This is a genomic window from Microcoleus sp. Pol10D4, assembly GCF_036701555.1.
Lineage (GTDB): Bacteria > Cyanobacteriota > Cyanobacteriia > Cyanobacteriales > Microcoleaceae > Microcoleus.
On sequence record NZ_JAUBRA010000001.1, the window covers coordinates 292,126 to 318,470 of the forward strand.

Sequence of the window (26,345 nt, forward strand, 5' to 3'; positions counted from 1 at the left end):
CTAACTTAAGGATTACATTTCTATGGACTTTCAAAGATTTATCGAACAGCTTCCCAATTTTTACGATAATTGGAATTTCCCCTCCGTGCAGCCGAAGTCTCAGAGATTTGGGAAGGTACTTGAACAAGTGGAGGGAATGACGACAGCAAATATTATGCAGTTGCTTAATTTTGCCATAGACTGCATGGAACCTGGGGAAGTATATTGTGAGATTGGCTGCTTGCGGGGAGCTAGTTTAATTGGTACCCTCCTGGATCATCCAGACTGTATGGCTTATGCCGTAGATAATTTTTCCGAATTTGACGATTCCGCTGAAAACTTTGAAAAACTGACAAATAATCTATCTCAATTTAATTTACAGGATCAAGTATTTTTTTGCAATCAAGATTTTGAGGAATTTTTTGACGAACTGCAACAGATAGGACTGGATGAAAAAATTGGTGTTTATTTTTATGATGCGACTTATGACTACCGTTCTCAGCTATTAGCTTTGCTATTAGTAAAACCTTTTCTGGCTGACCGAGCTATAATTATTTTAAGTAATGCTAACTCAGAGGATGTTCAGCAAGCGATCTTAGATTTTACAGCGACTAACGAGCGATGTCAAATTGTACTTAATTTTCCGACTGTCAAGTTCTGTGATGACAATTTTTGGAATGGTATATCTATTTTAAGCTGGGGTATTGATGGAATTAATAATGAGAATTGTCTCACAGATAAGTGCAAGAGTCACGTCGTCATAGAAGCTCTGAGAGAAACTCACTTAAAGCAGCAGAAAGAATCAGTAAATGCTCTTTTTACAGAAGCGGGAGTATTAACTCACGGGCATCGATATGCGGAAGCGGAGCAAAAGTATAAAATAATATTGCTTTATGAAAGCAATAATGCGGCTGCTTGGATGAATTTGGGAATTATCTACTACCTGACAGAACGCTATCAAGAAGCAATGGATGCCCTTGTAAAATCTTTAGAAATAGACTCATCAAAAGCTGCAATTCATTATAGCTTTGGCTTGGTTTTAGAAAAAACCTCTAATTATGAGCAAGCAATTGAGGCTTACCGGCAGGCGATCGCGCTCAATCCCAAAAATACCGACTCTTACAACAATCTCGGCAATATTTTGCTTCAAATAGGACACATCGAAGAAGCTGAAAATGTTTACCGTCAAGCGATTCAAGAAAATCCAAATGATTTTGGCAGCTATCAAAATTTGGGCAATACGCTAATGGTTAATAGTAGTTGGGATGAAGCAATTGAGACTTACCTAAAAGCTTTGACTCTCAAGCCTCGCGATCCTGACCTTCTAAACAATATAGGATTAGCTTATGAAGCTAAAGGAGAGAAAGCTTTGTCATTGAGCTATTTTGGTTATTCTTACTATCGCCGCAGAAATTATGAAGAAGCTGTTGATTATTTTAAAAAATTATTAGAAATTAATCAAGAAGTAGAGCCAAATGATTATCTAACCCTGGCAATTTCTTTAAATAAGTTGAATCAGGAAGAAGAAAGTCTCAGCATTATTCAACAGGGCATCAACAATTATCCAAACGAGACAGCTTTTTACCGCATCAGGATTGAGTTTTTGAATGAGAGTGGTCGTATTCAAGAAGCAATTTCCACCGCCACAGAAGCCTCTAATTCTCACCCCGATGATTTGTCTCTTTATATCATAAACCAATTAATATTGCCCTCCTTTTATGAAAATTACGAACAAATAGCTTTTTACCGTCAGCGATTTATTCTAGGACTGCAAAATGCGCTCGATCGAACTAAATTAGACAGTCATGAAGCCAGAAAAAGCGCCTTAACCGCTACGGCGAGCATCCCTGCAACCTTTTTCCTCTCTTATCAAGGTTACCACGACCGAGAATTGCCAGAACAGTATGGGAAGTTTATTCATAAAGTTATGGCAGCTAACTATTCTGCATGGGTAGCTCCTATGCCGATGCCACCCATTAAAAATAATGGAAAAATTCGGATTGGTTATCTTTCGGATGCACTGGGTAATTCTAGTGCAACTAAATGGATATTAGGGTGGCTAGAGAATTGCGACAGAGACAAGTTTGAAATTTACTGCTACCATACAGGTTCTTATTTAGGCATAGGTTCCACCACTCAAAAAATTAGGTTGTTAAGTGATTTTTATTATTACATCCCTGACAACTTAGAAGCAGTTTGTCAGCAAATATTTAAAGACCAGTTGCATATCCTAGTATTTTTAGCTATTGGGATGTGGGCACCTACAACCCAATTGGCATCCCTGCGTTTGGCTCCAATTCAATGTACTGCCTGGGGACATCCCGTGAGTTCTGGACTGCCAACCATCGATTACTTCTTGTCGGGTGACTTGCTCGAACCAGAAAATGCTCAAGAACACTATACTGAACAATTAGTTCGGCTGCCAAATCTGGGAATTTCCTATCCAAAGCCGTTGATTCCTAAACCAACTAAAACTCGTTCCGATTTTCAGCTTCGGGATAATGCTGTCATCTATCTATCTTGTCAATTGAGTTTTAAATATTTACCGCAGTACGATTATATCTTTGTGGAAATAGTTCGCCGAGTTCCCCAAGCTCAGCTTGTATTTGTCTTTAGATCGAAGTTTTCTAATGATGCCTCTAAAACTCTAGAAACAAAATTCCGCCAGCGGTTGCACAAAGCCTTTGCAGCAGTTAATTTGAATAGCGAGGATTATTGTGTATTTTTGCCCGGTCAAGACTGGGAGAGTTACACCAGCCTGATGTTAAATTCAGATGTTTTTCTGGATACCTTAAGTTTTTCGGGAGGTCACACCACTTTTGATGCAGTTGCCTGCAATTTACCTATTGTGACCTGTGCGGGTGAACTGATGCGAGGTCGTCAGTCCTGTGGAATCTTGAAAATGTTAGGAGTGACAGATACGATCGCCCAAAATGAAGCAGAGTATATTGAGATTGCCGTGAAATTGGGATTAGACCCTCAATGGCAACAGGATATCTCGCAGTCGATGAGCGATCGTCATGCTTATCTTTATGAAGACAAAACCTGTGTCCAAGGACTCGAGCAATTTTACGAACAAGTTGTGCAAGAAAGGCTAAAGCAACAAGAAACAGCACCGTTGACCTTGCCAAAAGCTCTATTTCAAAATAGCTTAACTAAGACTGTACTCCATGTTGGGTGCGGGCCTTATCGTCCAGATAGTTTACCTGAAACCTTCCGTACCGATGAATGGCAAGAAGTGCGACTGGATATTGACCCTGCTGTGAGGCCGGATATCATCGGCTCAATCACAGACATGAGTGCTGTACCCAGCGAGTCAGTTGATGCCGTTTATTCATCTCACAATGTGGAACACGTTTACGATCATCAAGTGCTGCTTGTTTTAGCAGAATTCCACCGCGTCTTAAAGCCGGGCGGCTTCGCCATGATTCTTGTTCCAGATATCCAGATAGTAGCAGAGGCTGTAGCTGAGGGCAACTTAGAAGATTCTCCTCTATATATTTCTCCTGCTGGCCCGATCGCAGCCATTGATATGTTTTATGGTTTTAGGAAAGCGATCGCTTCAGGCAATTACTACATGGCTCACAATACAGCATTCACAGCCAAGAGCCTTAGTGACAAAATCCAGCAAGCGGGTTTCCGCGATTTAGAGGTACGGCGAGAAAACTTCGATATTGTGGCAATAGGGTACAAATAGCAGGCATTGAAAACCGGGTAGGAATTGTGCAATCCTTCATAGGCTTTGTTTCGTTTAGGAAGACGAACGAGTCACGGTTGTACCGGAGGATCGATGGGTCAATTTCCTCCCTCAATGTACCTTTGCCACATCTGTTCGTAAGCATTCTCCATCTCACGAGTAAACTTTTGAGCATTCCACAGCGGAGCAGTTTCCCTTGACTGTCGCATTTTCCACGATATTTGTTGTCGCAGAGTCGCGTCTTTCCCCAAACGAATTCCCCATTCTACGTACTCTTCATCTGTCCAAGCAATTCCCTCTGTAACCCCGGCATTCATCATCATAGTGTAGCTGTTGCGAGCGGCAAACTGCTCTCCGACTCGCGTCACTATAGGAATACCCATCCAGAGAGTCTCTAGGGTTGTTGTGGCTCCATTATAGGGATACGTATCTAACACCACATCCGCAATGCCTAAGTTGGCTCGGTGTACTTGTTCTAAAGCAACCTCTGGTAAAAACCGCAGGCGATCGCACTCCACCCCTTCCTCTTCGGCTAGTTGATTAAAGAATCTTTTCATCGAGTCTTCGTCTGCTGCTCCCTTGATTAAAAAGTAACTGTTTGGGACTTCCTTGAGAATCTTCATTTGTAGTCGTGCTGTATCTAGATGACGTTTGTAGCCCCTCTGAGCGCTAAGATATACGACAGCATAGCTAGGAATATTTAACTGATCTCGTCGCAGAGTTGGCACACCCACATCAAAACCATCCACAGCTATATAGGTTTGAGGCAAACGCCAGATTTTTTCTGTGTAATAATCTTGGGCAGACTCCGGTAAAACATAAGGATCGGCTACAAAATAGTCAATCGCCGGCAGTCCTGAAGCATCCCAACCCAGCCAAGAGACTTGAACAGGTGCTGGTTTGAGTGCCATTGTCTCACAACTAATATCTATAGTGATACTGTCGAGATCGATCAGAATATCAATTTCATCCCGATCGATTTCTTCGGCTATTTCAATGCCAGAAATACCGCCTTTGTATGCTTTAAATACCTGACTGACATACCATTCTTGTAAAGAGTCTTGCGTTTTTTTACTGCCCATGAAATACGCATAAAGTTGAAAACGATCGCGATCGTGATACTGAAACAGCGATCGCGCTAACCAACCTACAGAATGTCTTCTGAGACAATGAGATACGTAGCCTATTTTCAAAGGCTTGGCAGCCACACCCAGGATTTTACGAGATAATTGTCGCTGTCGGTATCGCTCTGCCTGCTCCTTAGCATATATTTGAACATTTGCTTGGCACAACTGAGACAGTTGGTTTTGAATTGGTCTATTCGTTTTCGGATCGTCCTGAAAGTAGGGAAAAAAGAAGGAGGTAAGAAACAGGTTTTGAACTGTAATTGGGTGAAGCGATGTGGATTGTTGAGCTATCAGTGACTCCAGCAGCGATCTGTGTCGCTTAATAACCGTACTGAACTCTTCCCAATATCCACCTGCACTCATCAAACCCCGCATAATCTGATAATTTGAAAAAACTTTGTCTGGTAACTCATTCGATAATGAATAGCGCAGCTTAGCTACCTCAATACCCTCATCATATTGCCCTGCATTCTGGTAAAAAACAGCCAACTGCTGCAAAATACCTAAATTCTTATCATCTAAACTAAGAGCTAGTTCACCAAACTTTACTGCTAATTTTGGTATCAGTGCAGAGTGAGCAATTTCTACCGATGCCGTGATTGCGATTTCGATAAAAACTTGAGGCTTTTGGACATGAGCCAGACAAGCTTCCGCAAATTCCAGAGAGGAGGGATGCAAAGGATGGGAATCTAAAACACTCTTCAAAACTTGCATTAATAATTCAGAGTCTACCCCGACGATCGGCTTCGCCTGAAGTGCTTCAATCACCCCTAGAGAAATCGGTTCCTCTCCTGTGTATGTTTCAAGCAGGATGGACAGTCCAATTAAATGCAACAGGTTGTTAATATCTGTGGGATTGATTTCCCGTATGTGCTGCCGGATTGCCCAAGCCACCCCATAGTCACCGAGATCCAACCGCCTCCTCTCTGCTTCCGCTTGCAACACTTCGATCAATTGTGCTGTCCACATCTCGATTTGGTCTGGTTCCCCCTCTGCCATCCCCAACAGCCAAGTTGTTTGGGCTTCTACCTCTTGCCCGTCCAATAGCAAGATCAACCCCAAATGCCAATAGTGAGATTTAGTGTCTGGTTCAGATTCAATCGCCTGTTCATAAAGGTTTGCAGCCCTGCCGTAATTTCCTTGAATCAAATAGTCCTGTGCTTTTTGCTGCCAAAAATCTGGATTCTGTAATTCAAATTCTGTTTTAATTGAAATTGATTTACCTAAACTTTCGATTTCTGATATTAATACTTTTCGATACACTTCAAGGTGTTTGACTAATAATTCTTCTTGTTCTTTCGTTGCACAATAACGACTATTTTTTTTGTAGTTGCCCGATTCTTTTACAAAAGCCACATCTATTTGAGATAATGCCGCATCTGAAGGTTGGTAGTGAGGATCGACCATATCGTATATTATGAATCCCTGAGATTTCATAAAATTGATTACCTCATACATTTGCTCGAAGATAGTAGCTTCTACTATCACATATTCTGTCTCCGGTAAAATTTGAATAGCACCTGTTAAAACATCCAATTCAGCGCCATCAACATCCACTTTAATTAAGTAAGGTTCTGACAGCCTTCGTTCTTTACATATTTCATCTAGCGTAATAGCTGATACAGTCCTTAATTCTGAATCTTGAGTAGCTCTCAATAATTCGCCTTCCCTCAACCATGAGGCATTCTTTACAGAGAAATTTTCCTGTTGAGTCTTACTACCGTCCTCCATTGACGACCAAACAAGATGACGAGAAACTTGAAGAGATACACTTCCCGATTTTCTAGCAGCAGCAGCAATAATATACTCGGCATTTTCCAGCTTGTTGCATAGTTGAGCGAGGTAAGGTTCATTCTCTACTACTGGTTCTATCAGAAAATGTCTGGATTCAGGAAAAGCCGTATATAGCGGAGGAGTTCCTAATGCAGCACCTACATCAATAACTGTTTTAGGTCTAAAGCCCAACTGCTTTAATTGAAGTAGTGACTCTAGCATTGAGTTTCTACTAATTTGAGTTGTCATAAAGATTTCCCTTGTCTTTTAGCCTTTACAAATTGTGGGTTATCTACAGAAAGTGGGTAGCGTACCTAAACACTACCCACTTTCTTATCCGGTTGAAGCTATGCTGGCAAAAACCCTTCTAGCCATGATCGCGGTTCTACTTGGAGACGACTGAAGCCCCAGTAGGACAACTGGCAGCAGTCGTACTAGCCACCGATGCCGATCCGGCCGATCCTGCAGTGTTAGCTTCACACAATATGGCTACAGTAGTTTTATCACCAGTGCCAGTACTCAGGGCTACTGTTCCTCCATACGCTTTGAGAGACTCGCTCAAAGGTCTTGCTGTGGCAACTGTTTGGGTACCCGCTGTTGTTGGGGTGACAGCATATGTATAGTTAGTAGTTTGAGTTTTGATGCCAAGAGCAGTACTCTCAACGCTAGTTGCAAAGTTACCATTCTCTGCATATGCTGCTTGTTGAGCGCGGTTCAGTGAACCCGTGTACTGCTTTGCTTCAGACTGCTTCGCTTTGTTAGCTTGGCTGAGGAAGGAAGGCAAAGCAATAGCAGACAAAATACCGATGATGATGATAACGACCAACAGTTCAATCAGGGTAAAACCTTTATCTTGTCTTCTTTTATTGAGGTGTTGCAGGAACTTGGCTTTTAATTCAGTTTTCATGGGTTGTTTCTCCTAGAGGCGCGGGATGCTTGATTTCTAACTTCTGAATGTAACTTACCCACTTTCCCTCCTTCTCATATCATCCTGTACCAAAAAAATTTAGCTAGGGCGGGCAGAACGCTCCAAAAGCAAGTAAAGAAACGCTTCCAGCCTGCTCAATACTTCTTTAACTTCCTCCCAAGCTGCTTGTTCGCTGACAGGCTCTAGAGTAACGGGATGCAGGGGTTTGAGCTTTAACCAGCGTTCCACGAGGGACTGAGCAGGGCAAGCACCCTCCCAAAGCGGTAGCAAGCAAGCAGCCACATGGCTTTCTATGAAAATAGGTACTAAAGCGGGTAAAGGGACATAACGGCTGATCTCGAAGGGTTTTTGGCTATTAATACACTGGAGCAAGTCTTCCCACGCCTGAGAAGTTTTTAGCTGAGGATGCAAGTGTACCCGCACCTCTTCCCAGTCAGATAAAGTCCATTCATCAACAGGTACAAAGCACTCATCCTGATTCCGATGAGCGCACCAAAAGTCAATTAAACGGTTAACGGGATGTAATAATTCAAATAAATGCAGCCGCTCTTCTGTAGAAATTTCTGGCAGGCTCATGGCTAGAAAAGCAGGTAAATTGTCTTGCTCTTTGAAAAGCTCGAGTAAGTCCCATTGTCGCCAATTCACCATACTGACCAACTCTAAATCAGCGGCTTGCAGTGCCGAAAACATTTCAGGGATAGTGTAGCCTTTATCGCCTTGAAATAAATAATTCATTAGCATCCACTCTTCACTCTGGGCGGCATCGGGCTTCCAGGTTTGTGTCTTGAGAATGACATCATCTTTCAAAGCGGTCATAATTTCTCTGGCTAATTCTATTTCTAACTCTCGGGGATTTTCGTCCATTAATCCCATCATTTTGAAAACTTCCTGAACCCGAAAATAGGCAAACCTCTGTAGCGAACTATGGAAATTAGCACGAATTATTCCCTGATATTTGAGGACTGACTTAAGCGTTTTTAATCCTGCCAATATGTCCGGCAAAAGATAAAGAACATCGTCGGCATTGATATAGTCAAATTCTAACCCCAAATCTGGCATTTCTTCAATAGACAAAGCATAAAATTCTGCACGAGCTTCAAAGCCGTGATATTGCAAGCGCTGCCGCGCTAGCTTAACAGATTCTTCGGAAAGGTCGATGCCAACAATTTTTGCTTCGGGATTTGCCTCTGCCAAAATCAAAGATTTATAGCCAGTGCCACATCCAGCGTCTAAAATAACTTTACCTCCAGTCTCTATAATTTTTTGGTTTCTTAAATAGTAAGCTGTTACCAGGTTATGAATATAGAGAGATTGATAGTCTGTTTTGGGTGATTGGTCGAGGGGAATTTTCGGGTAAGGAGCATTGTCAAATTGTTGACGAATTTTCTCTATTAAATCTGATTTTTCGTGATCCATTTTCAATTACGCTCAACGCTGGCAAATTATCCTAATATCTCAGAAAATAGCCGATCGCCTGCCAAGCTGCAACAGATACTTGGCATAATAGTCTCAATGCCCAATTATACAACCAACCACCACCTCGATGAAGAGCAACATCAGCCCGATCCTCAAAGTATTCACCTTCTCCGCCACCATTTCCCTCGCCATCAAGTACGCAGGGCCGAGCTTATCTATACCCTCTACCGACTTCAACGCCCTGATCGCCGTCTTAGCCCCCAGTACGATCGTAGCCGCCCTCCTGGGCTGGCGTGCGTCGCAACAACCAAAATAGCCACTCTGTGGGCGATCGCGCCCAAAGACGAGTTAAATTAAACCAGGGGCGATCGAACACTAACACCAAAACCTTCGATGCCCAGCAATATAGATGAGACAGACAATCACATGGATCTAGCCACCTTAAATCTGAAACCCTTAAATTTGCTGATTTTTCCTGATTGGAGCCAACCAGAAGAATCTCTTTATTTAGAGTTAGAACTAATTATTAGGAGTCTGGTAAGTCATCCCGATCGCGATTTTATCACTATTTTAATATATGTGACCGAAACTTTAGAAAAATCCGAAATAGATGCTCATCTAATTTTATCAGCAATTGTCATGAATCTTTTCATGGAAGAAGATTTAGATACTAGCTGCGAACCAGAAATTATTTTATTAGAAAACCTCAATCGAAGCCTGTGGCTGGAGATTTTGCCACAGATTCAATATCGGATTAAGTTGAATGCGGAAAATCACCAAGCAATAGCAGACTCTGGAACCGTACAAATTCCAGTAGTGGAACAGGAACAACTTCGCAATATAACCATTGACTCCCAAGCATTAGCGTTGAGAGAATTCGGCAACCAAGTCTACCGTCAAGCACGATATGAAGCAGCCATTAAGCACTATCAAAGGTTTTTAGCATCCCAGACAGGAGATTTAGAACTATATTGTAACTTAAGCGAGTGTTTGCGAAACCTCCAGAGAATTGAAGAAGGGATCGCTATCCTTCAAGAAGGAATTCGCCATTACCCGACAGCCGGACAACTGCACTTTCAAATCATCAAAATTTTCCAGCAAAACGGACGCACTCAAGAAGCTATATCAAGTGCAGAAAAAGCAACGCAAATACTGCCCAATGAGTATGTTTTTCAACTCTTCAAACACTTAACAGTGCCGATTGTTTATAGCACATTAGATGAAATCCAATTTTACCGGAAAAGATTTGTTCAAGAATTAGAAAACTTAATTCAGCAAACATCCCTAAAAACTCCCGAAGATAAAATTAATGCTTTCCGGGGTTTTAGTAGTTTCACTAATTTTTACCTAGCATATCAGGCTCACAATGTTGTGGAATCGCAATCAAAGTATGCTAATTTACTGCATCAAGTTATGACAGCCAACTATCCGCAGTGGGTGCAACCGCAATCAATGCCTCCACTGCTGGAAAATGGCAAAATTAGAGTCGGTTATATTTCTAGTTACTTGCATTCTTACAGCGGCACTTTATGGTTGACTGGCTGGTTGCGTTATTGCAATCACACACAATTTGAAATTTACTGTTACTACACGGGTAACGATCCCGATTTGATTACAGAACAATTTCGCCAATACAGCGATCAATTTCACCACATTCCTCACAACCTAGAAGGCGTATGCCAACAAGTTATTGATGATAAATTGCATATTCTTGTTTTCCCGGAAATTGGCATGGACGCACCAACTATACAAATAGCAGCTTTGCGCCTTGCCCCCGTGCAATGTTCGGCGTGGGGACATCCTGTTACCTCTGGTTTACCGACGATTGATTATTTTATTTCTAGTGAGTTGATGGAACCGGAAAATGCACAATTGCACTACTCAGAAACCTTAATTAAGTTGCCCAATATTGGCGTTTCATACCCAAAACCAACCGTCGGTAAATTAAACAACAGTCGCTTAGATTTTGACCTCCGAGAAGATGCAGTAATTTATTTATGCTGCCAAGCTCCTTTCAAATACTTACCGCAATATGATTTTATTTTCGCAGAAATTGCCCGCCGCGTTCCGCAAGCTCAGTTTATATTTCCTCGCGGCGAACTGCTGCAGGAACGGCTCAAGCGTGCTTTTGCTGGTGTTAATCTTGACAGCGAAGATTACTGTCTATTTCGAGCAATTCCAACTCGACAAGAGTACATAGCAATTAACTTTCTTTCCGATGTTTTCTTAGATACTTTTACTTGGTCGGGGGGAAATACATCTTTAGAGGCGATCGCTTGCAATTTACCCATAGTCACCTGTCCGGGAGAATTTATGCGGGGACTTCACGCTTATAGCTTTCTAAAAATGCTGGGAGTAACAGACACAATTGCCCAAAACGAAGAGGAATATATTCAAATTTCTGTCAAGTTAGGTCTAGACTCACAGTGGCGGCGAGACATTGCACAACGCATGAGTCAGCGACAAGATGCTCTGTTTGACGATAAAGTTTGCGTGACAGCTTTAGAGGATTTTTATCAACAAATTGTTCTAGAAAGACTTAAATAATTGTTTGCTGATAAATTAATTTAATTTTTAGTGCTCGCTAAGTTCTTATATATACAGAATACTGGCACCACTTTTAATGTTAAGAGGATATTAAAAACAGTCAATTTCCTCTATCAATTCCGGCCCAGCATAACAATCGCAACCAAAGTTGAGGCACTCACCATGATTCAAAGCATACCTGAATTAGTAACATTCGATGAATTCATTAACTGGTATCCTAAAAATTCAGAACACCGCTACGAATTACACAATGGAGAAATTGTTGAGAGACCAAAAGCAACAGGTAAACATTCTAAAGTGGCCGGTTTTACCGCACTGAAAGTCGGAATAGAGATTGAGCGTCTCAATTTGCCCTACTTCATCCCCAAAGAATGCGTCATCAAACCCATGCGCGAGGAATCGGGATATGAACCAGATATTATTGTACTTAACGAACAAACCATTGGAAACGAGCCGCGATGGGAGAAATCATCAATTATCACAATGGGTTCATCAGTCCCCCTAATCGTCGAGGTAACTAGCACTAATTGGGGTGACTCATATGCCCTAAAGCTTGAGGCATATGAGTCAATGGGTATTCAAGAATATTGGATTATAGACTATCTAGGATTGGGCGGCCGACGGTTTATTGGCAACCCCAAGCAACCAACCTTTTCGATTTACCAGCTAATTGACGGCGAATACCAAGTCAAACTGTTCAGAGGCGGCGAGGGTATTGAGTCCCCAACTTTCCCAGAATTGAAGCTGACAGCGCAGCAGGTGTTCGCAAAAGGGAATTGAGGAGGCTGCTTATGCTGATGTCCGAGTAGGGGTATCTGATTAAAGATGCGATCGCCCGCATCTAAGGTATCTTATAGAGATGCGATTCATCGCTTCTGGGCTGCTGAACAATTACCAAGCAGCAATTCCCAATACCCTATTCCTCAATCTAAAATCTAAAATCTAAAATCTAAAATCTAATGAAGCTAGGACAGTGGATGGGCTTATTAGCCCTCATCGCATCTTGTTACATCCTGTGGCAAATCAGGCAGGCCCTACTGTTGCTGTTTGCCGCCGTCGTCTTAGCCACCGCCTTAAACAGACTAGCACGCTACTTGCAAAAATTCGGACTCAAAAGATCGATCGCTGTACTCTTATCAGTTAGCTTCCTCATCCTCGTATTCGTAGGCTTATTCCTGATAATTGTACCGCCCTTTACCCAACAGTTTCAACAACTTACCCAAAGAGCCCCTCAAGGAATAGAAAGATTAAATCAGTGGATCGATCAATTTGAAGGTCGTTTTTCTGGGCAATTTGGTCAGCGGCTGCCCAATCTTGATGTTAACGACATCATGCAACAACTGCAACCTTTATTCAACCAACTCGTCGGCGGTGCCGGAGCCTTTGTCGGCAACACATTAGGCGTTATCCTCAGCTTTTTGCTCGTCATAGCTTTGACCTTGATGACATTAGCAGAACCTTTATCTTACCGCAAAGCATTCATCCAACTATTTCCCTCTTTTTATCGGCGACGAGTCGATGGCATCTTAGATGAATGCGAAATAGCTCTCGGTCGATGGGTAATCGGCGCTCTCATTAGCATGAGTGTGATTGCTTTTATGAGCTTAATTGGTCTGTCTGTCTTGCAAGTTCCCCTACCGCTAGCTCACGCTGTAGTAGCAGGATTTCTTAACCTAATTCCCAATATAGGCCCCACCCTGAGCGTCATCCCGCCAATGACGATCGCACTTTTAGATTCTCCCTTAAAATCCGGTTTTGTCCTAATCCTTTACTTCCTAATTCAACAGTTTGAAAGCAACGTCCTCACCCCCTACGTCATGGCACAGCAAGTATCATTGCTGCCCGCCGTAACATTAATAGCTCAAGTATTTTTTGCCACCTTCTTTGGATTTTTAGGTTTATTGCTAGCTCTCCCCCTCACCGTTGTAGCTCAAGTTTGGATTAGGGAAGCCCTAATTAAAGATATTCTAAATCAGTGGAGTGCCAGCCCTAAAACCTTAGCAGCTATTGATTCTGCCATCCATGAAAAACATGAATCTATAGGAGTCGCCGAAAGCCTGCCCGAAAAATATTTACCAGAACAGAAACCCGACATCCCCGATCGTGCTGAAAATGAGGCTCCTGACAATCAATAGTTAAGGTTCATAATGACTTCAATCCTGATTAATTCCCAGTTATAGGACAGAAGTATTCACTACAAACTTAGAAATTTTGTGGTACGAACACCCTCAAATAACTATCTTTAAGCCTCGCTTTTTCTACCGTATATCTGCAGGCGCTAAAAATCTGTTGAACACTCAAATTCAACTGCCCAAATGTGGGTGACACAACCCTATCACTCCCCCGAAACTGACTGACTTGATACTCGCCGTCAACCAAATGGTGAACAGAAAAAGTAGGTTGTTTGGGGTTGCCAATATAGCGTCGCCCGCCAAGTCCCAAATAGTCCGCAATCCATTATTCAGAAATGCCCAAAGCTTCGTAGTCAACCAATTTATAGCCATAATCATCCCGCCAATTGGTACTAACAAATTCGACAATTAGCCGGGCAGAACTACCCATTGTAATGATAGATTCCTTTTTCCATCTCGGTTCGCTGTCCGTCCCTTACCTGTCCAAAACGATCGCATCCAGTTCCATTGTGCAGTTCGTAACGGTTTACCGAATTTTCAGGATACCAGTCAATAAATTCATCGAAGGTGACTGGTTTTAATATCGCTTGATTCATGGCGATCGATCTTTATTTTATTTATAATATAATCCTGATATCTGTTATAGCATTTTGCTGTGTTATCAAACCGAGGTCGATCGCCCAAACAGCATTCGCTCGATCGACATTCCATCAATCCAAAGTCAATCCAAAATCAAAATTACTCCAAAATCAATCAATTCAAAATCTAAAATCCAAAATCTAAAATCTAAAATATATGAGATCGATCGACGAAATCAACGATAAAATCAGCCAGGGCAAAGCCACAGTGTGGACAATCGAAGAACTCAAAACTAGAGTTCAAGAAACCAGCATTACCCAAGCAGCCAAAGAAGTCGATGTGATTACCGCAGGCACATTCGAGCCGATGGAATCCTCCGGTGCAATCATCAACCTCGGCCATACCGATCCGCCGATAAAAATCCGCCAATGCTGGCTGGACGGCGTTTTAGCCTACTCCGGCTTCGGGGCAGTAGACCTGTACCTGGGAGCCACCCAAGTAGCCGAAGACGGCGAAGAATCCCGCGAACGGGGCGGCGGACACGTCATCGAAGACCTGATTGCCGGCAAACCCGTGCAGTTGCGAGCCTTGGGGCAAGTAACAGACTGCTACCCCCGCGCCTCCTTTGAAACCACGATTACCCGCGATACAATCAACCAGTTTTATCTATTCAATCCCCGGAACGCATATCAAAACTTTATTGTTGGCGTCAATGGAGGCGATCGCCCGCTGTTCACCTACCTCGGCCCCCTGCAACCAAACCTCGGCAACGCCGTCTACTCGAACCTTGGAGCCATGTCTCCCCTGCTCAACGACCCCGACCTCGAAACCATCGGCATCGGCACCCGCATCTTCCTAGGAGGCGCCACCGGCTACATCACCTGGGAAGGAACCCAGCACTTCCCCCTGCAAAAACGCCAGCCCAACCGCACCCCCATCGGCCCGGCCGCCACCCTTGCACTAATCGGCGACGCCAAACAGATGAACTCCAAATGGGTGCGCGGCTGCTACTTCAAAAACTACGGCCCATCTCTGATGCTGGGAGTCGGCATCCCGTTTCCAGTCTTAAACGAAACAGTCGTCGCCCACTGTGCAGTATCCGACAAAAAAATAGTAGCGCCGGTGGTAGATTTCTCTATCCCCCGGCGCGTTCGTCCCACATTCGGTTTAGTCAGCTATGCTCAATTAAAGACTGGCCGCATCCTGATAGAGGGCAAACCTGTGCGGGCAGCCCCCCTTGCGAGTATGTTTCTCTCCCGGCAAGTAGCATTGGAATTGAAGCAGCAAATTGAAGCGGGTCAATTTACCCTCACGGCCCCAGTTGCTCCCCTACCCACCGACAGAGTATTTCTCCCGCAAGATTTGTGGGGGGCCCAAGTGAGGCTGGAATAGACATTCGCTAAACTAAAATCACGGATTATACAGCGTATTCCAGGTTTATAAAATACACATCAGAAACCGGGTTTCTTTACAGTTCTCGCATCCTTACTGATTCTGTTGCTCGAAACCGGGTTTCTTGCGATCTACACCTACATGGAATATGCTGTAAATATGTCATTGATGCGTACTGGAATGACATCGGAATGACATTAAGGGTGCGATTTTCCCCGCTGGCGAGGCACCTTAGAGGGAGCGAAATCAAAGCGATCGAAATTTGATCGCTTCTGACCCAATTTTCCAGCTTATTCTACAGTCTGAGAAACTGGCCGACAGCCAGACAATATCGAGTGCAAATTGACAACATTTCCGATGACCGCGATCGCAGGTGCTGCAAATCCGATCGCCTCAACTTGCTCTACAATTGTACCCAAAGTCCCGATCAATTCTTCTTGTTCCGGCCGCGTTCCCCAGCGCACTAACGCTATTGGCGTTTCTGCACTCAATCCTGCATCTGTTAACTGGCCGATAATGTAAGGCAAATTGTGGATTCCCATGTATACTACAATGGTTTCGGAGCCGCGGGCGATCGCCTGCCAATTTACTTCCGGCCGATATTTTCCCGCTGATTCGTGACCGGTGACAAAGGTGACAGAAGAACTGTACGATCGATGTGTTAAAGGAATTCCCGCATAAGCAGGGGCCGCAATCCCAGAAGTTACGCCGGGGACGACTTCTACTGACACTCCAGCTTTTACCAACTCTTCCATTTCTTCGCCACCGCGACCGAAGATAAACGGATCGCCGCCTTTGAGACGAACTACGATCGCATTATCTCCAGCTTTTTCTATCATTAGTTGAGTAGTTTCGTCCTGCATTAACGAGTGACGCCCTTTGCGTTTTCCGGCATCAATTCGTTCTGCTTGGGGGTTGATTACTGCCAAAATTTGAGGGCTGACTAAAGCGTCGTAAATGACCACATCCGCGCACTCTAACAAAGCTTTTCCCTTCAAGGTCATCAAACCCGGATCTCCGGGCCCCGCACCTACTAAATACACTTTGCCTAAAGACATTTTTCTTGCTTCCTTTACCTCTTCTTTGCCTCTGCGGTTCATTTTTGAATTAAATTCCCAATTAAGTCTGCTAATTGTACACTTGCGCCTAGAGGATTTGCGAGATGAAGTTCCGCCGCAGGAAATTGCTGCTTTAGCTGTGCGACATTTTTGGCGATCGCATCTGTAATTCCTCCATTAAATAAGAAGTATGGCAGAATTCCTATTTGCTGCTGTCCACCATGAACCAAACTGTCAATTTGTTCTGACAAACTTGGCTTTACCGACCAATAAGCTGTCTGTGCACCGATTTGGCTGGCGATTGCCTCGACTGTCGAGTTACCTCCGGGGCGACGGCTGCCGTGAGATAATAAAATCCATTTTGGCAATAGCAGATTGGGGAGAAAAGTCACCTCTTCCATCTGACTTTTTACCAATTTTGTTAAGCCTGCTTCCTGGGAACCTAAATGCGGGCGCAATTCAATTTTTAGCTTGTCACCAAAAGCTTTTTGGGCAATTTCCACCTCTGCCGGTATGTCTTCGGCGACGTGAACTCCCGGCAATAAAAATACAGGCAGTATTTGCAATTCTGTCACTCCCAGCGACAGGGTACGATCGCCAAAACTGCAAATTTGTTGGTGTAGCGGTGCGGGGCCGAGTTCTAAGGTGGCGGTTGCTACTGCAGGGAATGAGTCAGCCAAATTTTGAGACAGCAGTTGACCTAGGTTTTCCAAAGCTAGTTGGGGTCTGGGGTCGCGGCTGCCGTGAGAGACTAATAAATAGGTCGATCGCAATTTCAATATGGATTTGATGTTAATGTTCGATCGGGCTCTGGACTTGCGCGCACCAAATCAAGAAACCGGGTTTTTCAACGGCTGCAAGAGGCTGCTGCGAAGTATTTTCGTAAAAAAAACCCGGTTTCTGCTTGAGTCCGGGAGATTTTCAATAACTATAACATTTTTTAGCCGATCGCTCTTCATAGGAAAGAGTAGGTTGGGTACAGCTTCGCGTTACCCAACCTACTCGGCTACTGTGTTGTGAGGGTGATTGCGGAATATTCCGATTAATGTCTTGGGCCTGGTTCGGCGATGTATTGGAAAGTAGGTTCCGAGTTCCAAGGGCCGCGTTCATCCTTGCCATTTGTTGACAAGTTAAAGTAGAGATCTACGGTGTTATCTGGCGGAATGTTGCCGAACATCGGATCGGTGAGTTTACCCAGTGATTCCAGAGCTTTCATGAACATTTGAGTGTGAGAAATTTCGCGAGTCAGCAGAAACTGCAACGTCTTTTTCGTTCCCATATCCGGTGCTAGTTTAATCAATTCTTCGTAGGTTTGGCGAGCTCCTGCTTCCGCACCGATATCAGCGCGCAAATCGCGCACCACATCCCCGCCTTCGTTGATATAAGCTGCTGTCCAAGCTTGACCTTGGCTGTCCAATAAGTGTGGGCCTACACCGCGCACCGCAAACAATGTGCTTTTGTAAGCTTCTGTTTGGTCAACGTTTTTGGTGTGCATTTCTATGAGTTGGCCCACCATTTCTAAGTGGCTGAATTCTTCGATCGCAATATCTTGAAGCATATCCTTAATCCCTGGATTTTCACAGTGGAATGACTGCACCCAGTATTGCAAAGCTGCTGTGAGTTCTCCTGTTGCTCCGCCAAACTGTTCTAGCAGCAATTGGGCAAAACGGGGGTTTGCTTCGTCTACTGTGACGGCAGCCATTAATTCTTTTTTATGAAAAAACATGGATCGGTACCTCTTTTTAGTTCTGTTGTTAAAGTCTCAAAGATCGCAGACTTTATCTGTGTTCGCCTTAATCCATTGTGCGACAAACGATCGCACCGAGCCTCGGTCGATGGATACATCTAGCTCGACAAATTTCTCTGCTTTCAGGTAGAGTTTAAATATGAAATTTTACTTACTGAGTCGGTAGACCAAATTACAATTTAGGAGCAGGATTATTGTCGCACTCGGTTAATTTTGCTGACAGGGCATCGAGATGCCGCAGCCACTGAATGCCGCCAACCCAACTGCGAGAGGGGAGGTGTCCGATTGGTGCTTGCTGACTAAATTTAATCTGCCCTAAAGTATTAGCAGAATTGTAGGTTTGCCAGTTGACCCGATCGCAAAATCTGATATAGTCTCCCTTAACGCTTTCATAAATCTGCTTTTGGACGCTGAAGCCAAACCGACCTTGACTGTAGTGCAGCCACAGGCGATCGAGTGTTTGCAATTCTTCGCAGGGTAGCTGGTAAATTTGGCTAATTTCTAGCTGAGTTCCCGGTTGCTGGGAAAGAGATTGACACATCAAGCCCCAAGTTTCGCGATCGGCTTCTTTCCAATTTTTGTTTGACAAAAAATCTCGCAGTTTGGTATAATTAATTCCCTGGGCAGAAATCAGGGTATGATCTAGATTTGAAGTAACAGAGAAGGGAAAAGTTTCTGCGGAATTGGCTACGGCATTTGTGGGTAAAATCGGAGAATCAGGAGTTGGTAGCGCGTTGATATCGGCAGAATTGTCCCTATTATTAAGAGCAGGAGCGATCGGCTTTTTGGGCGAAAGCAAATTTGGATCGCAAATATCTAAAGCTGCTTGGATATCTTGTAAAACTTCCGTAGCAAAACTGTACCGCTGATTGAGACGAGTTTGCAACAATTTATCTAAAATTTCACCTAACTCATCGCTAATACTCGTGGCTTTGGGGAGAAACTCGCGCCACCACCAGCGCTCGTTGTTGCAGTCGTACATATCCAAGGGAGGAACTTGCGTCATCAGGCGAATGCAAGTAACACCTAAACTGTAAAGGTCGCTAGCAGGAAATACTTTGCCACGCATTTGTTCGGGAGCTACATAATCTTGACTGCCAATGAGCGTTGCTGAACGGAGTAGGGCTGAATCAGTCAGCAGTTTGGCAATGCCGAAATCGATCAATACGAGTTTGTTGTCCGATTGGCGGCGGATAATATTTTCAGGTTTGATGTCGCGGTGAATGACGCGCTTCTCGTGGATAAATTGCAGCACGGGCAGTAAGTCTTGCAGCAGTTGCCAAACTTTCTCTTCATCGTAGACACTCTTGTCTAATTCTTGTTTAAGAGTCGATCCCTCTATAAACTCTTGAACTAAATAAATATGACCTTCTTGTTCAAAGCAGGCTAATAATGTGGGGATTTGCGGGTGTTTTCCGAGTTCGTCTAAACGGACGCCTTCTTGCCGAAATAATTCAACGGCTTTGTTGAAAATTTCGGGGTCACGGTCGTAAAAATAAAATTGCTTGACTGCACAGCGGGGTAAAGATGGGATGTCTTCATCAATTGCTAGGAAAGTTTTACCAAATCCGCCTCTACCTAAAAGTTCAATGGGGCGATATCGCTGTCTCAGCAACAGGTTAAAGCCGCAGTTTAAGCAAAATTTGGCGGTGTTGGAGTTTTGACGATTTTGACATTCTGGGTTCACACAGTAGCTCATATCGATTTTAGATTTTAGATTTTAGATTTTAGATTGCGGACAAGACTTTTTTTTAAACGAACCGCGAAGATGCGAAGCTACGCGAAGGAATAGGGAAGAGAGAAAAGAGAGAAGAGGAATGGTTGATAACTCATGCAGTGTGGGATAAGCTGTCCCGCTTCTGGCGTTGTATTTTTCGGGCGGGCGGGACACCTCACAAGCATTTCATCTAAGATGTTGCACCATTCTCAATAAGGTTTTTAGGGGCGGGCTAGAAGAACCCACCGTAAAAGAAATTTATTCTTTGTGGAACAGGCATCTTGCCTGTTCTTGAGAATTGTGCCAGAGGTGAGTTTTATCAAACTGGAGTGTAAAATTTAGATGCACCTGGGCTGATAAGGCTATTTTAATGCGCTGGGCCGAATCGGGATGCTACCAGATCTGCCGAACCCACGCCGCATGAGTGCTGGGGGCGAGATAATTGCCGTTGGCGAAGCCCTCGAAGAGGCTCGCACAGGCCGATCGCACAGAGCGAGAATTGTGCTATAGTCTTACTGTGCTTGGAACTTGAGGCATAATCGATCTGTCCGGTTGAGGGACGCTCAGAAATATTTCAAAATATTTTTGCCCTACCCCTAGACTTGTGCTGAGATCTGATGCTATAGTTACAAAAGATATGGCGAGTGTAGCCAAGTGGTTAAGGCAGTGGTTTGTGGTACCACCATTCGTGGGTTCAATTCCCATCATTCGCCCTTTTGATTCTAAACAGTTTAATTCGATCGCCTCCGGGTGGGCTTCAGCAAACCTTAATCTTTGGGATTTAGCCGTTCTGTCGGTATCATTTGTGTCCACTTAACGTTAAAAGTAGTATAGGTCTGCTGTTTGACAGTTAGGTCTAGATCCCCCCTAACCCCCCTTAATAAGGGGGGGACAAGAGCGTGATCAAAGTCAACCCCTACTCCCCTTATTAAGGGGGATTTAGGGGGATCTAGACTCAGCAAAAAGCCAGATTTATCAGGGGTTGCAGGCTCTAGTTGACACCAATGTGTCGGCACAAGTTCCGATGTGCTAATCTTAAATCCAATCTAAAATCTAAAATCTAAAATCAAAATATGCCGTCTTTAGTAGCAGAAGATTGGGGATATAAATTTAGTGGCGATCGCACAATTAATAAGTTTATTCGGGATATAGAAGGAGAAGCGGCTTTAGGGAAATATTGCGATTGGGAATGCAGAGAGCGTGCGGAAATTCTGATGTCTGAGATTGCCGGCAAATCCCACAGTCTTTTCTACGTGCGCCGCCAAAAGGTAAATGAGAGATTTTCTGAAGAAGAAATCTGGGAATTGCTCCTTGCTACGGATGGAGATGATTTTGAATTACCCCAATTTTTGCAAAAAGCCGATCGCACTTTGCGGTTGTTAGCAACTGTACGCTGTGAAGACGGAATCGGCGGTTTAAAACTGCTGGATGCTGGCTTGGTGGCGGTTCCCAGAGGAAGGAAAGATGGGTATGCTTTGCCGGTTCAGTTGCGACTTTTAGCTAACAGTAGATCGCCAATTCCTGTAAAGTCGATCGCCCGCGTCCAACAAATGCCGTTTTGGGACGAGAGACACATACCGACTACGGAACAACTAAAAGTTTGGCATACTTTTTTAAATGTGGAAAAACGCATCGCGGAAGCGCGTCAATTTTGCGTGCCTTTTCGCGGTCATAATTACGGTTCAGGCTTTAAAATCGTCACTTTTGAAATTGATCGTAATTCCGCAACTCTTGACGGCTATGATGAAAATTCCTTAGAATTGGGCGACTTTCGCGAAAGGCTAAAAAAGGCACGAAATGAAGAAATTATTCTGTTTGATTCGCCGCCCGGAAGCAGAAGCAGCCGAGATGGCGAGACATTGGGTAGCATCGCCGAAATTGACTTTGAACGTGGAAAATTACGCATTAAGTTAGATGTTGATTTAGGCGATCGCATGGCGGGCGGCAGATATCAAATGCCCAAACAAGGATTCTTGTATTTTGAGGCGGCGGGCGATATCAGTCAGATCGAACGCAAGAAGAAAGCTTTAAAGATGCTGACAGATGGCCGCGCTCAAAATCCCTATTTGAGTGAGTTTTTATTCGACTCTTCTCAGGCGAGACTGCCCGAAAAACTGATTAAATTGGATCGGGAAAACTTATTAAATCGCAATGCTAATGAAGACCAACTTGCCGCAGTAGAAACGGTGCTTTCCGCGCGGGATTTAATTTTGATTCAAGGGCCGCCGGGAACGGGCAAAACGACTGTGATTGCGGAGATTTGCTACCAAATTGCCCGTCAGGGTGGCAAAACGCTGATTGCTTCGCAAGCAAATTTGGCTGTAGATAATGCTTTGAGTCGGTTAGTTCACAACCCGGCGATTCGGGCTTTGCGGAAGGGAAAAGCTCATAAGGTACAGGAAGAAGGGCAGCCGTTTTTGGAGGAAAATGCGATCGGCACTTGGCTGCAAAATACGGCAACTGACTGCGAAGAAAAGCTCTCGCAGCGCCTGACTAATGTCAAATCTTTGCGGCAGTTGCTGACAGAATCCGAGCGATTTACCGCCTACTGTGCCGCAGAGAGAGATTTTTTTAATGGACTAAAACACCTGCACGACAGTAAAGCAAATCTTGAGGAAAAGTGCAGCCAGCAAGCAGCAGAGTATGAACGGGTTTTAACCAAAAAAAGCGAGATTGAACCTCTAGTTAGTGGGTTGGAAAATCTGCTGGATGCGCCTAATGTCAACTGGGAATCTCCAGAAGTGGCTGAGTTTATGCCCCGACTAAAACCTTATTCAGAAGGCAATATTTTAGTAGAGAACTTTATTGCAAATGTTAAGATTGCCGCTAGCAATGCTATTCAAATAGGCTTCGATCGCCCTGGTTGTGGTGCGTTTGGGATTGCGGTTTGGCTGCAGGAAAGTGTAGCAGCACAAATATCGGAATTTAAGACGGCATTCGATCGCGCGGATGATGTTTGTCACGCTATGTCGGCGGTTGCGGAGTCGTTGCGGGTGTCGCGGCAGATGTCTGAGGCTGTGAATCAACTCGAATTGGGCGATCGGCAAAATCAGACACACCGCCACAATCTCGAACAGAAAATCAAGAATTTGGAACTGCGAAAAGCGGAAATTGCAGCCGTTGTCGTCGCCGTTGCACAATGGATTGAGACGGCGGATACGGGGCTCTATGAAGTCGTGAAAAATTGCTGGGAAACGGGCGCAATGCTGACGGATGATATGGTAGAATTGCCGGCAGGATTGCTGAAAATTGCCCGATCGCTCAAATTGCCGATCGTGCCGCCCAAATGCAAAATCAATTTGCCCGATTTGGATCGGTTGCAAAAGGCGGTAGCCCACGAAGAAAGCGCAGGTTTTAAGGATATACAAGGGCAACAGTTCCGGTTTAGCGAGTTTTTGCACCTAAATTTGAGTCAAACGCCGATCGTGCTCTCTGCGGGCGATCGTACACAGTGGCAACAACTCGCCAAAGACTTCGCCAGCTACTCCCAAGTCAGCCAAAGTCAGCGCAAATTTATCCTCGAAAAAGCTCGCACTTTCTTAGGTAGCATTCAACAATTTTATAGTGAATCCTTGCAGCCAAATAATATCCAGGCTACCTTCGATCGCCTAGTCAAAGAATTGCTGCACAGTATCCTCGCAAATGCCCGTCAGTGCGTGGTTCCCCTGAAAACCGAAACCGAACAGCAGCTTATCAAACAGCAACAGTTATTAGATAAAATCGGTCAAACCTTAAACCAGCAGCAAATATCCGCCGCTAAACTTCAGGTAGAAACAGCCCAGCAAGAGGCTAACTTAAAAATTAGCGAAGTTACTAATTTGTTGCAAGCAATTGTCCAACAGCCAAATGTACCTGAAAAGTTGCGGATTTTAGCCGAACAATATCTCGCCCAAAAATCAAATATTTGGGAGCAACCGCAGCATTTTGTCAAGCAAGTTGAGGCTTGGAAAGCAAGCGCGCTTCAGCTTGAAAAATCCATTGCTGAGTTAGATCCTTTTGGGGTTTTGGAAACCATCAAAAACACCCTTGACGAGCATTTCTCCCCGCTACAAATTGCGGCTGCAACTTCGCAGCAGCAACTCGCTCAACTTCAAGCAGAGTTAAGCGAAATTAACGCTCAACTCCAACAGCAGCAACCAACACCAGCATTACTTCTTGAGAGAAATTGGTGGGAGTCAGTATGGCAAACTATCCCCAGTCAATACCAGCCCGAAGTTCCGAATACAGGATTATTTAGTGTAGCTTTTCTGAACAAAATTAACCGTTTATTCAAAACCTGGCAGCGGAAATTAGAGCAAGAAGAAACCGCCCTAAATCGTTCTCAAAACTTTGTAACTGATTGGATTCAAAAACTCCGCAATCCATCAGAAAAAGACCGCAACGATTTAAAGCAAATTTATATTGACAATGCCAACGTAATCGGCATTACTTGCGTGCAAGCTGCCAGTTTCGATTTTACTAAAAACTTTCCCAGCTTTGATGCAGTCATCATTGACGAAGTTAGCAAATGCACTCCCCCAGAGTTATTAATTCCCGCTTTGAAAGGCAGAAAGTTAGTATTAGTGGGCGATCACCGACAATTGCCGCCGATGTTTAATCAAAGTACGATCGACGATATTGCCGAAGACATCGGCTGTACCGGAGACGAACTTAGCTTTATCAAAGAATCGCTGTTCAAAGTTTTGTTTGAAAATGCCAGCGACAGCATCAAAAAAATGCTGACAACTCAGTATCGAATGCACCCACAAATCATGGGCGCAATCAATCAGTTTTACCAGCAAAAGCTCAACTGTGGCATTCAGGAAGCTGACACAAAACGCGCCCACAACCTCGCAGGTAGAATCATTCAAGAAAATAATCACATTCTGTGGGTGAAAACGCCGATCGGACAAGGGTTTGAAGAGGAAAAACAGGGTACTTCGCGGTGGAACGTCAAGGAGATTGATGCGATCGAGCGTTTGTGCGAACAAATGGACACAGCTTGGCGGCCCAAAGTTGCCGAGGGTGAACCGCCAAAAGAAATCGGAATCATCACTTTTTATGCTGCTCAATTAAATGCAATTAAAGACAGAATCGAAGGCGATAGATTCCCTGCTTTGAGTATCCGCACTGGTACGGTTGACATATTTCAAGGCATGGAAAGACCTGTAATTATTGTCAGCACTGTGTGTAATAATGTTAGGGGCGATATTGGATTTGCTAAGGAACCAGAACGGGTGAATGTGGCATTTTCCCGCGCTCAAGAATTGCTGGTAGTTGTCGGCTGCCACGATTTATTTACCCAACAAACAGGTACAGTGGGAAAAATGTATCAGGAAGTTTCAAAAACGGTGCGTCACTGCGGAGGTTTTGTAGATGTTTCTAGCGTCCTCAACTAAACCAATAGACTCGAATTTAAGTTCGCTAGCCGAACAGATTGAGCAACAAAATCCGGGTTTGTCGGTGTTGGCGGCGCGTCAATTCCGCTTTGCAATCCGGCAAACTCCGCTGGAGGTGGCGATTAGCGAACCGCGCGAGTTTAACGTGTTGGAAGAGTTTATTTTGCGGGCGGGCGTTGAGTTTGAACCTGCGCCAACTTTGAAGGAATTGGCGGATTTGCTGGGGTTGGACGAGATTTTTGTGAAGACTACGGCGGCGACTCTGGTTAGTTTGGAAAGTTTGGAGGTGGCGGAAAATGGGCAAATTGCGATCGCCCCGCAAGGTAGAGATTTTTTCGATAAAGGTGCAGTTAGTCGATCGCAAATTCAATCAATTTATGCCATTTCCGATCCGCTGAATCAAACTCTTACCTTTAAATTCGATGCTTTAGCGACAGAATCGGTCAACTTGCCCGATTTAGCAGATTTAGTATCGCTCGAACATAAAATTAGCGACCTTGCGAATTTAAGTCTAGCAGAAATCCAGCCGTTAATTCAAGCTTCCGGTTTAGGAATTCACGTCCCCGAAAACGGCAAAATTGTCTCTGCTTGCGATGTCGTAGGCGACGATTTAGATATTTGGCAAACAGTCTCGATTTTTGTGTTGCTAGATGCGATCGAAAATAAAACTACTATTCAAGCCAGACAGGGAAAACAAATATTAGAAACAGCATCAAACTTGCTAAATGAACTCGAATCCCAGCAGAAACTTTCCTTGAACGACTTGTGTGAAGTAAACCCAGACATAGCACACCAAGAATCCGAGACAATCCCCGTCCAGAAAACTCCTAAAAAGCCATCTAAGAAGAAACGGAAGGAAACGATATGATGAGGAC

Annotated in this window: 15 protein-coding genes, 1 tRNA gene and 1 pseudogene; 9 read left to right on the forward strand and 8 right to left on the reverse strand. The window is 44.1% G+C overall.

The genetic code is table 11. From position 1 onward, the window contains the following. The first annotated feature begins 22 nt into the window (after positions 1-22). Positions 23-3,676: a tetratricopeptide repeat protein gene (locus tag QUA36_RS01165; RefSeq protein WP_333455035.1), complete on the forward strand. Its 3,654-nt coding sequence runs from the start codon at positions 23-25 to the stop codon at positions 3,674-3,676. 98 nt (positions 3,677-3,774) lie between these two features. Here the strand turns inward: QUA36_RS01165 and QUA36_RS01170 are convergent, their stop codons facing one another. The 3 genes from QUA36_RS01170 to QUA36_RS01180 form a co-directional block, all read right to left on the reverse strand. Further along, positions 3,775-6,825, reverse strand: coding sequence for an FkbM family methyltransferase (locus tag QUA36_RS01170; protein WP_333451634.1), 3,051 nt, complete (start codon positions 6,823-6,825; stop codon positions 3,775-3,777). A gap of 136 nt (positions 6,826-6,961) precedes the next feature. Beyond that, the gene (locus tag QUA36_RS01175; protein WP_333451632.1) at positions 6,962-7,483 is read right to left on the reverse strand and encodes a type IV pilin-like G/H family protein; all 522 of its coding nucleotides are present in this window, start codon (positions 7,481-7,483) and stop codon (positions 6,962-6,964) included. Between the two features lie 99 nt (positions 7,484-7,582). Beyond that, on the reverse strand, positions 7,583-8,920 hold the full coding sequence (locus tag QUA36_RS01180; RefSeq protein ID WP_333455037.1) for a class I SAM-dependent methyltransferase: 1,338 nt from the start codon (positions 8,918-8,920) through the stop codon (positions 7,583-7,585). Between QUA36_RS01180 and QUA36_RS01185 the strand changes: the two genes are divergently transcribed. From QUA36_RS01185 to QUA36_RS01200, 4 genes are all read left to right on the forward strand, one after another. Then, positions 8,912-9,277, forward strand: a complete 366-nt coding sequence (locus QUA36_RS01185; RefSeq protein WP_333455039.1) for a hypothetical protein — start codon at positions 8,912-8,914, stop codon at positions 9,275-9,277. The two genes, QUA36_RS01180 and QUA36_RS01185, sit on opposite strands and share 9 nt — an antisense overlap. 36 nt (positions 9,278-9,313) lie before the next feature. Continuing rightward, positions 9,314-11,467, forward strand: a complete 2,154-nt coding sequence (locus QUA36_RS01190; RefSeq protein ID WP_333455041.1) for an O-linked N-acetylglucosamine transferase family protein — start codon at positions 9,314-9,316, stop codon at positions 11,465-11,467. Between the two features lie 162 nt (positions 11,468-11,629). Then, positions 11,630-12,247 carry a Uma2 family endonuclease gene (locus QUA36_RS01195; RefSeq protein ID WP_333455043.1) on the forward strand — a complete coding sequence of 206 codons (618 nt, stop codon included), beginning with the start codon at positions 11,630-11,632 and terminating at the stop codon, positions 12,245-12,247. A gap of 179 nt (positions 12,248-12,426) precedes the next feature. Further along, positions 12,427-13,602 (forward strand): AI-2E family transporter, encoded by a 1,176-nt coding sequence (locus QUA36_RS01200; protein ID WP_333455046.1) that lies wholly within the window; start codon positions 12,427-12,429, stop codon positions 13,600-13,602. A 67-nt stretch (positions 13,603-13,669) separates the two neighbouring features. Here QUA36_RS01200 and QUA36_RS01205 read toward each other — a convergent pair. Then, positions 13,670-14,195, reverse strand: a pseudogene (locus QUA36_RS01205) (Uma2 family endonuclease). Positions 14,196-14,394: 199 nt separating this feature from the next. Here QUA36_RS01205 and QUA36_RS01210 point away from each other — a divergent pair. Then, positions 14,395-15,570 (forward strand): homocysteine biosynthesis protein, encoded by a 1,176-nt coding sequence (locus QUA36_RS01210; RefSeq protein WP_333164497.1) that lies wholly within the window; start codon positions 14,395-14,397, stop codon positions 15,568-15,570. A 290-nt stretch (positions 15,571-15,860) separates the two neighbouring features. Here QUA36_RS01210 and cobA read toward each other — a convergent pair whose 3' ends face one another. The 4 genes from cobA to QUA36_RS01230 all read right to left on the reverse strand — a co-directional run bounded on the left by cobA (position 15,861) and on the right by QUA36_RS01230 (position 20,074). Further along, on the reverse strand, positions 15,861-16,670 hold the full coding sequence (gene cobA / locus QUA36_RS01215; protein WP_333164499.1) for a uroporphyrinogen-III C-methyltransferase: 810 nt from the start codon (positions 16,668-16,670) through the stop codon (positions 15,861-15,863). Continuing rightward, positions 16,667-17,401 carry a sirohydrochlorin chelatase gene (locus QUA36_RS01220; protein WP_333455048.1) on the reverse strand — a complete coding sequence of 245 codons (735 nt, stop codon included), beginning with the start codon at positions 17,399-17,401 and terminating at the stop codon, positions 16,667-16,669. Before QUA36_RS01220 ends, cobA begins: the two co-directional genes overlap by 4 nt. A 269-nt stretch (positions 17,402-17,670) precedes the next feature. Next, on the reverse strand, positions 17,671-18,354 hold the full coding sequence (locus QUA36_RS01225) for a manganese catalase family protein (protein WP_333455050.1): 684 nt from the start codon (positions 18,352-18,354) through the stop codon (positions 17,671-17,673). A 193-nt stretch (positions 18,355-18,547) separates the two neighbouring features. Continuing rightward, positions 18,548-20,074, reverse strand: a complete 1,527-nt coding sequence (locus QUA36_RS01230; protein ID WP_333455053.1) for a serine/threonine-protein kinase — start codon at positions 20,072-20,074, stop codon at positions 18,548-18,550. 658 nt (positions 20,075-20,732) lie between these two features. On the opposite strand from QUA36_RS01230, the gene QUA36_RS01235 reads away from it, so the two are divergent. From QUA36_RS01235 to QUA36_RS01245, 3 genes are all read left to right on the forward strand, one after another. Next, a tRNA-His gene (locus QUA36_RS01235) sits at positions 20,733-20,805 on the forward strand. A 360-nt stretch (positions 20,806-21,165) separates the two neighbouring features. Next, positions 21,166-25,470: an AAA domain-containing protein gene (locus QUA36_RS01240; RefSeq protein ID WP_333455054.1), complete on the forward strand. Its 4,305-nt coding sequence runs from the start codon at positions 21,166-21,168 to the stop codon at positions 25,468-25,470. Continuing rightward, the gene (locus QUA36_RS01245) at positions 25,448-26,338 is read left to right on the forward strand and encodes a hypothetical protein (protein WP_333451915.1); all 891 of its coding nucleotides are present in this window, start codon (positions 25,448-25,450) and stop codon (positions 26,336-26,338) included. The genes QUA36_RS01240 and QUA36_RS01245 overlap by 23 nt, the downstream gene beginning before the upstream one ends. The last annotated feature ends 7 nt before the right edge of the window (positions 26,339-26,345 follow it).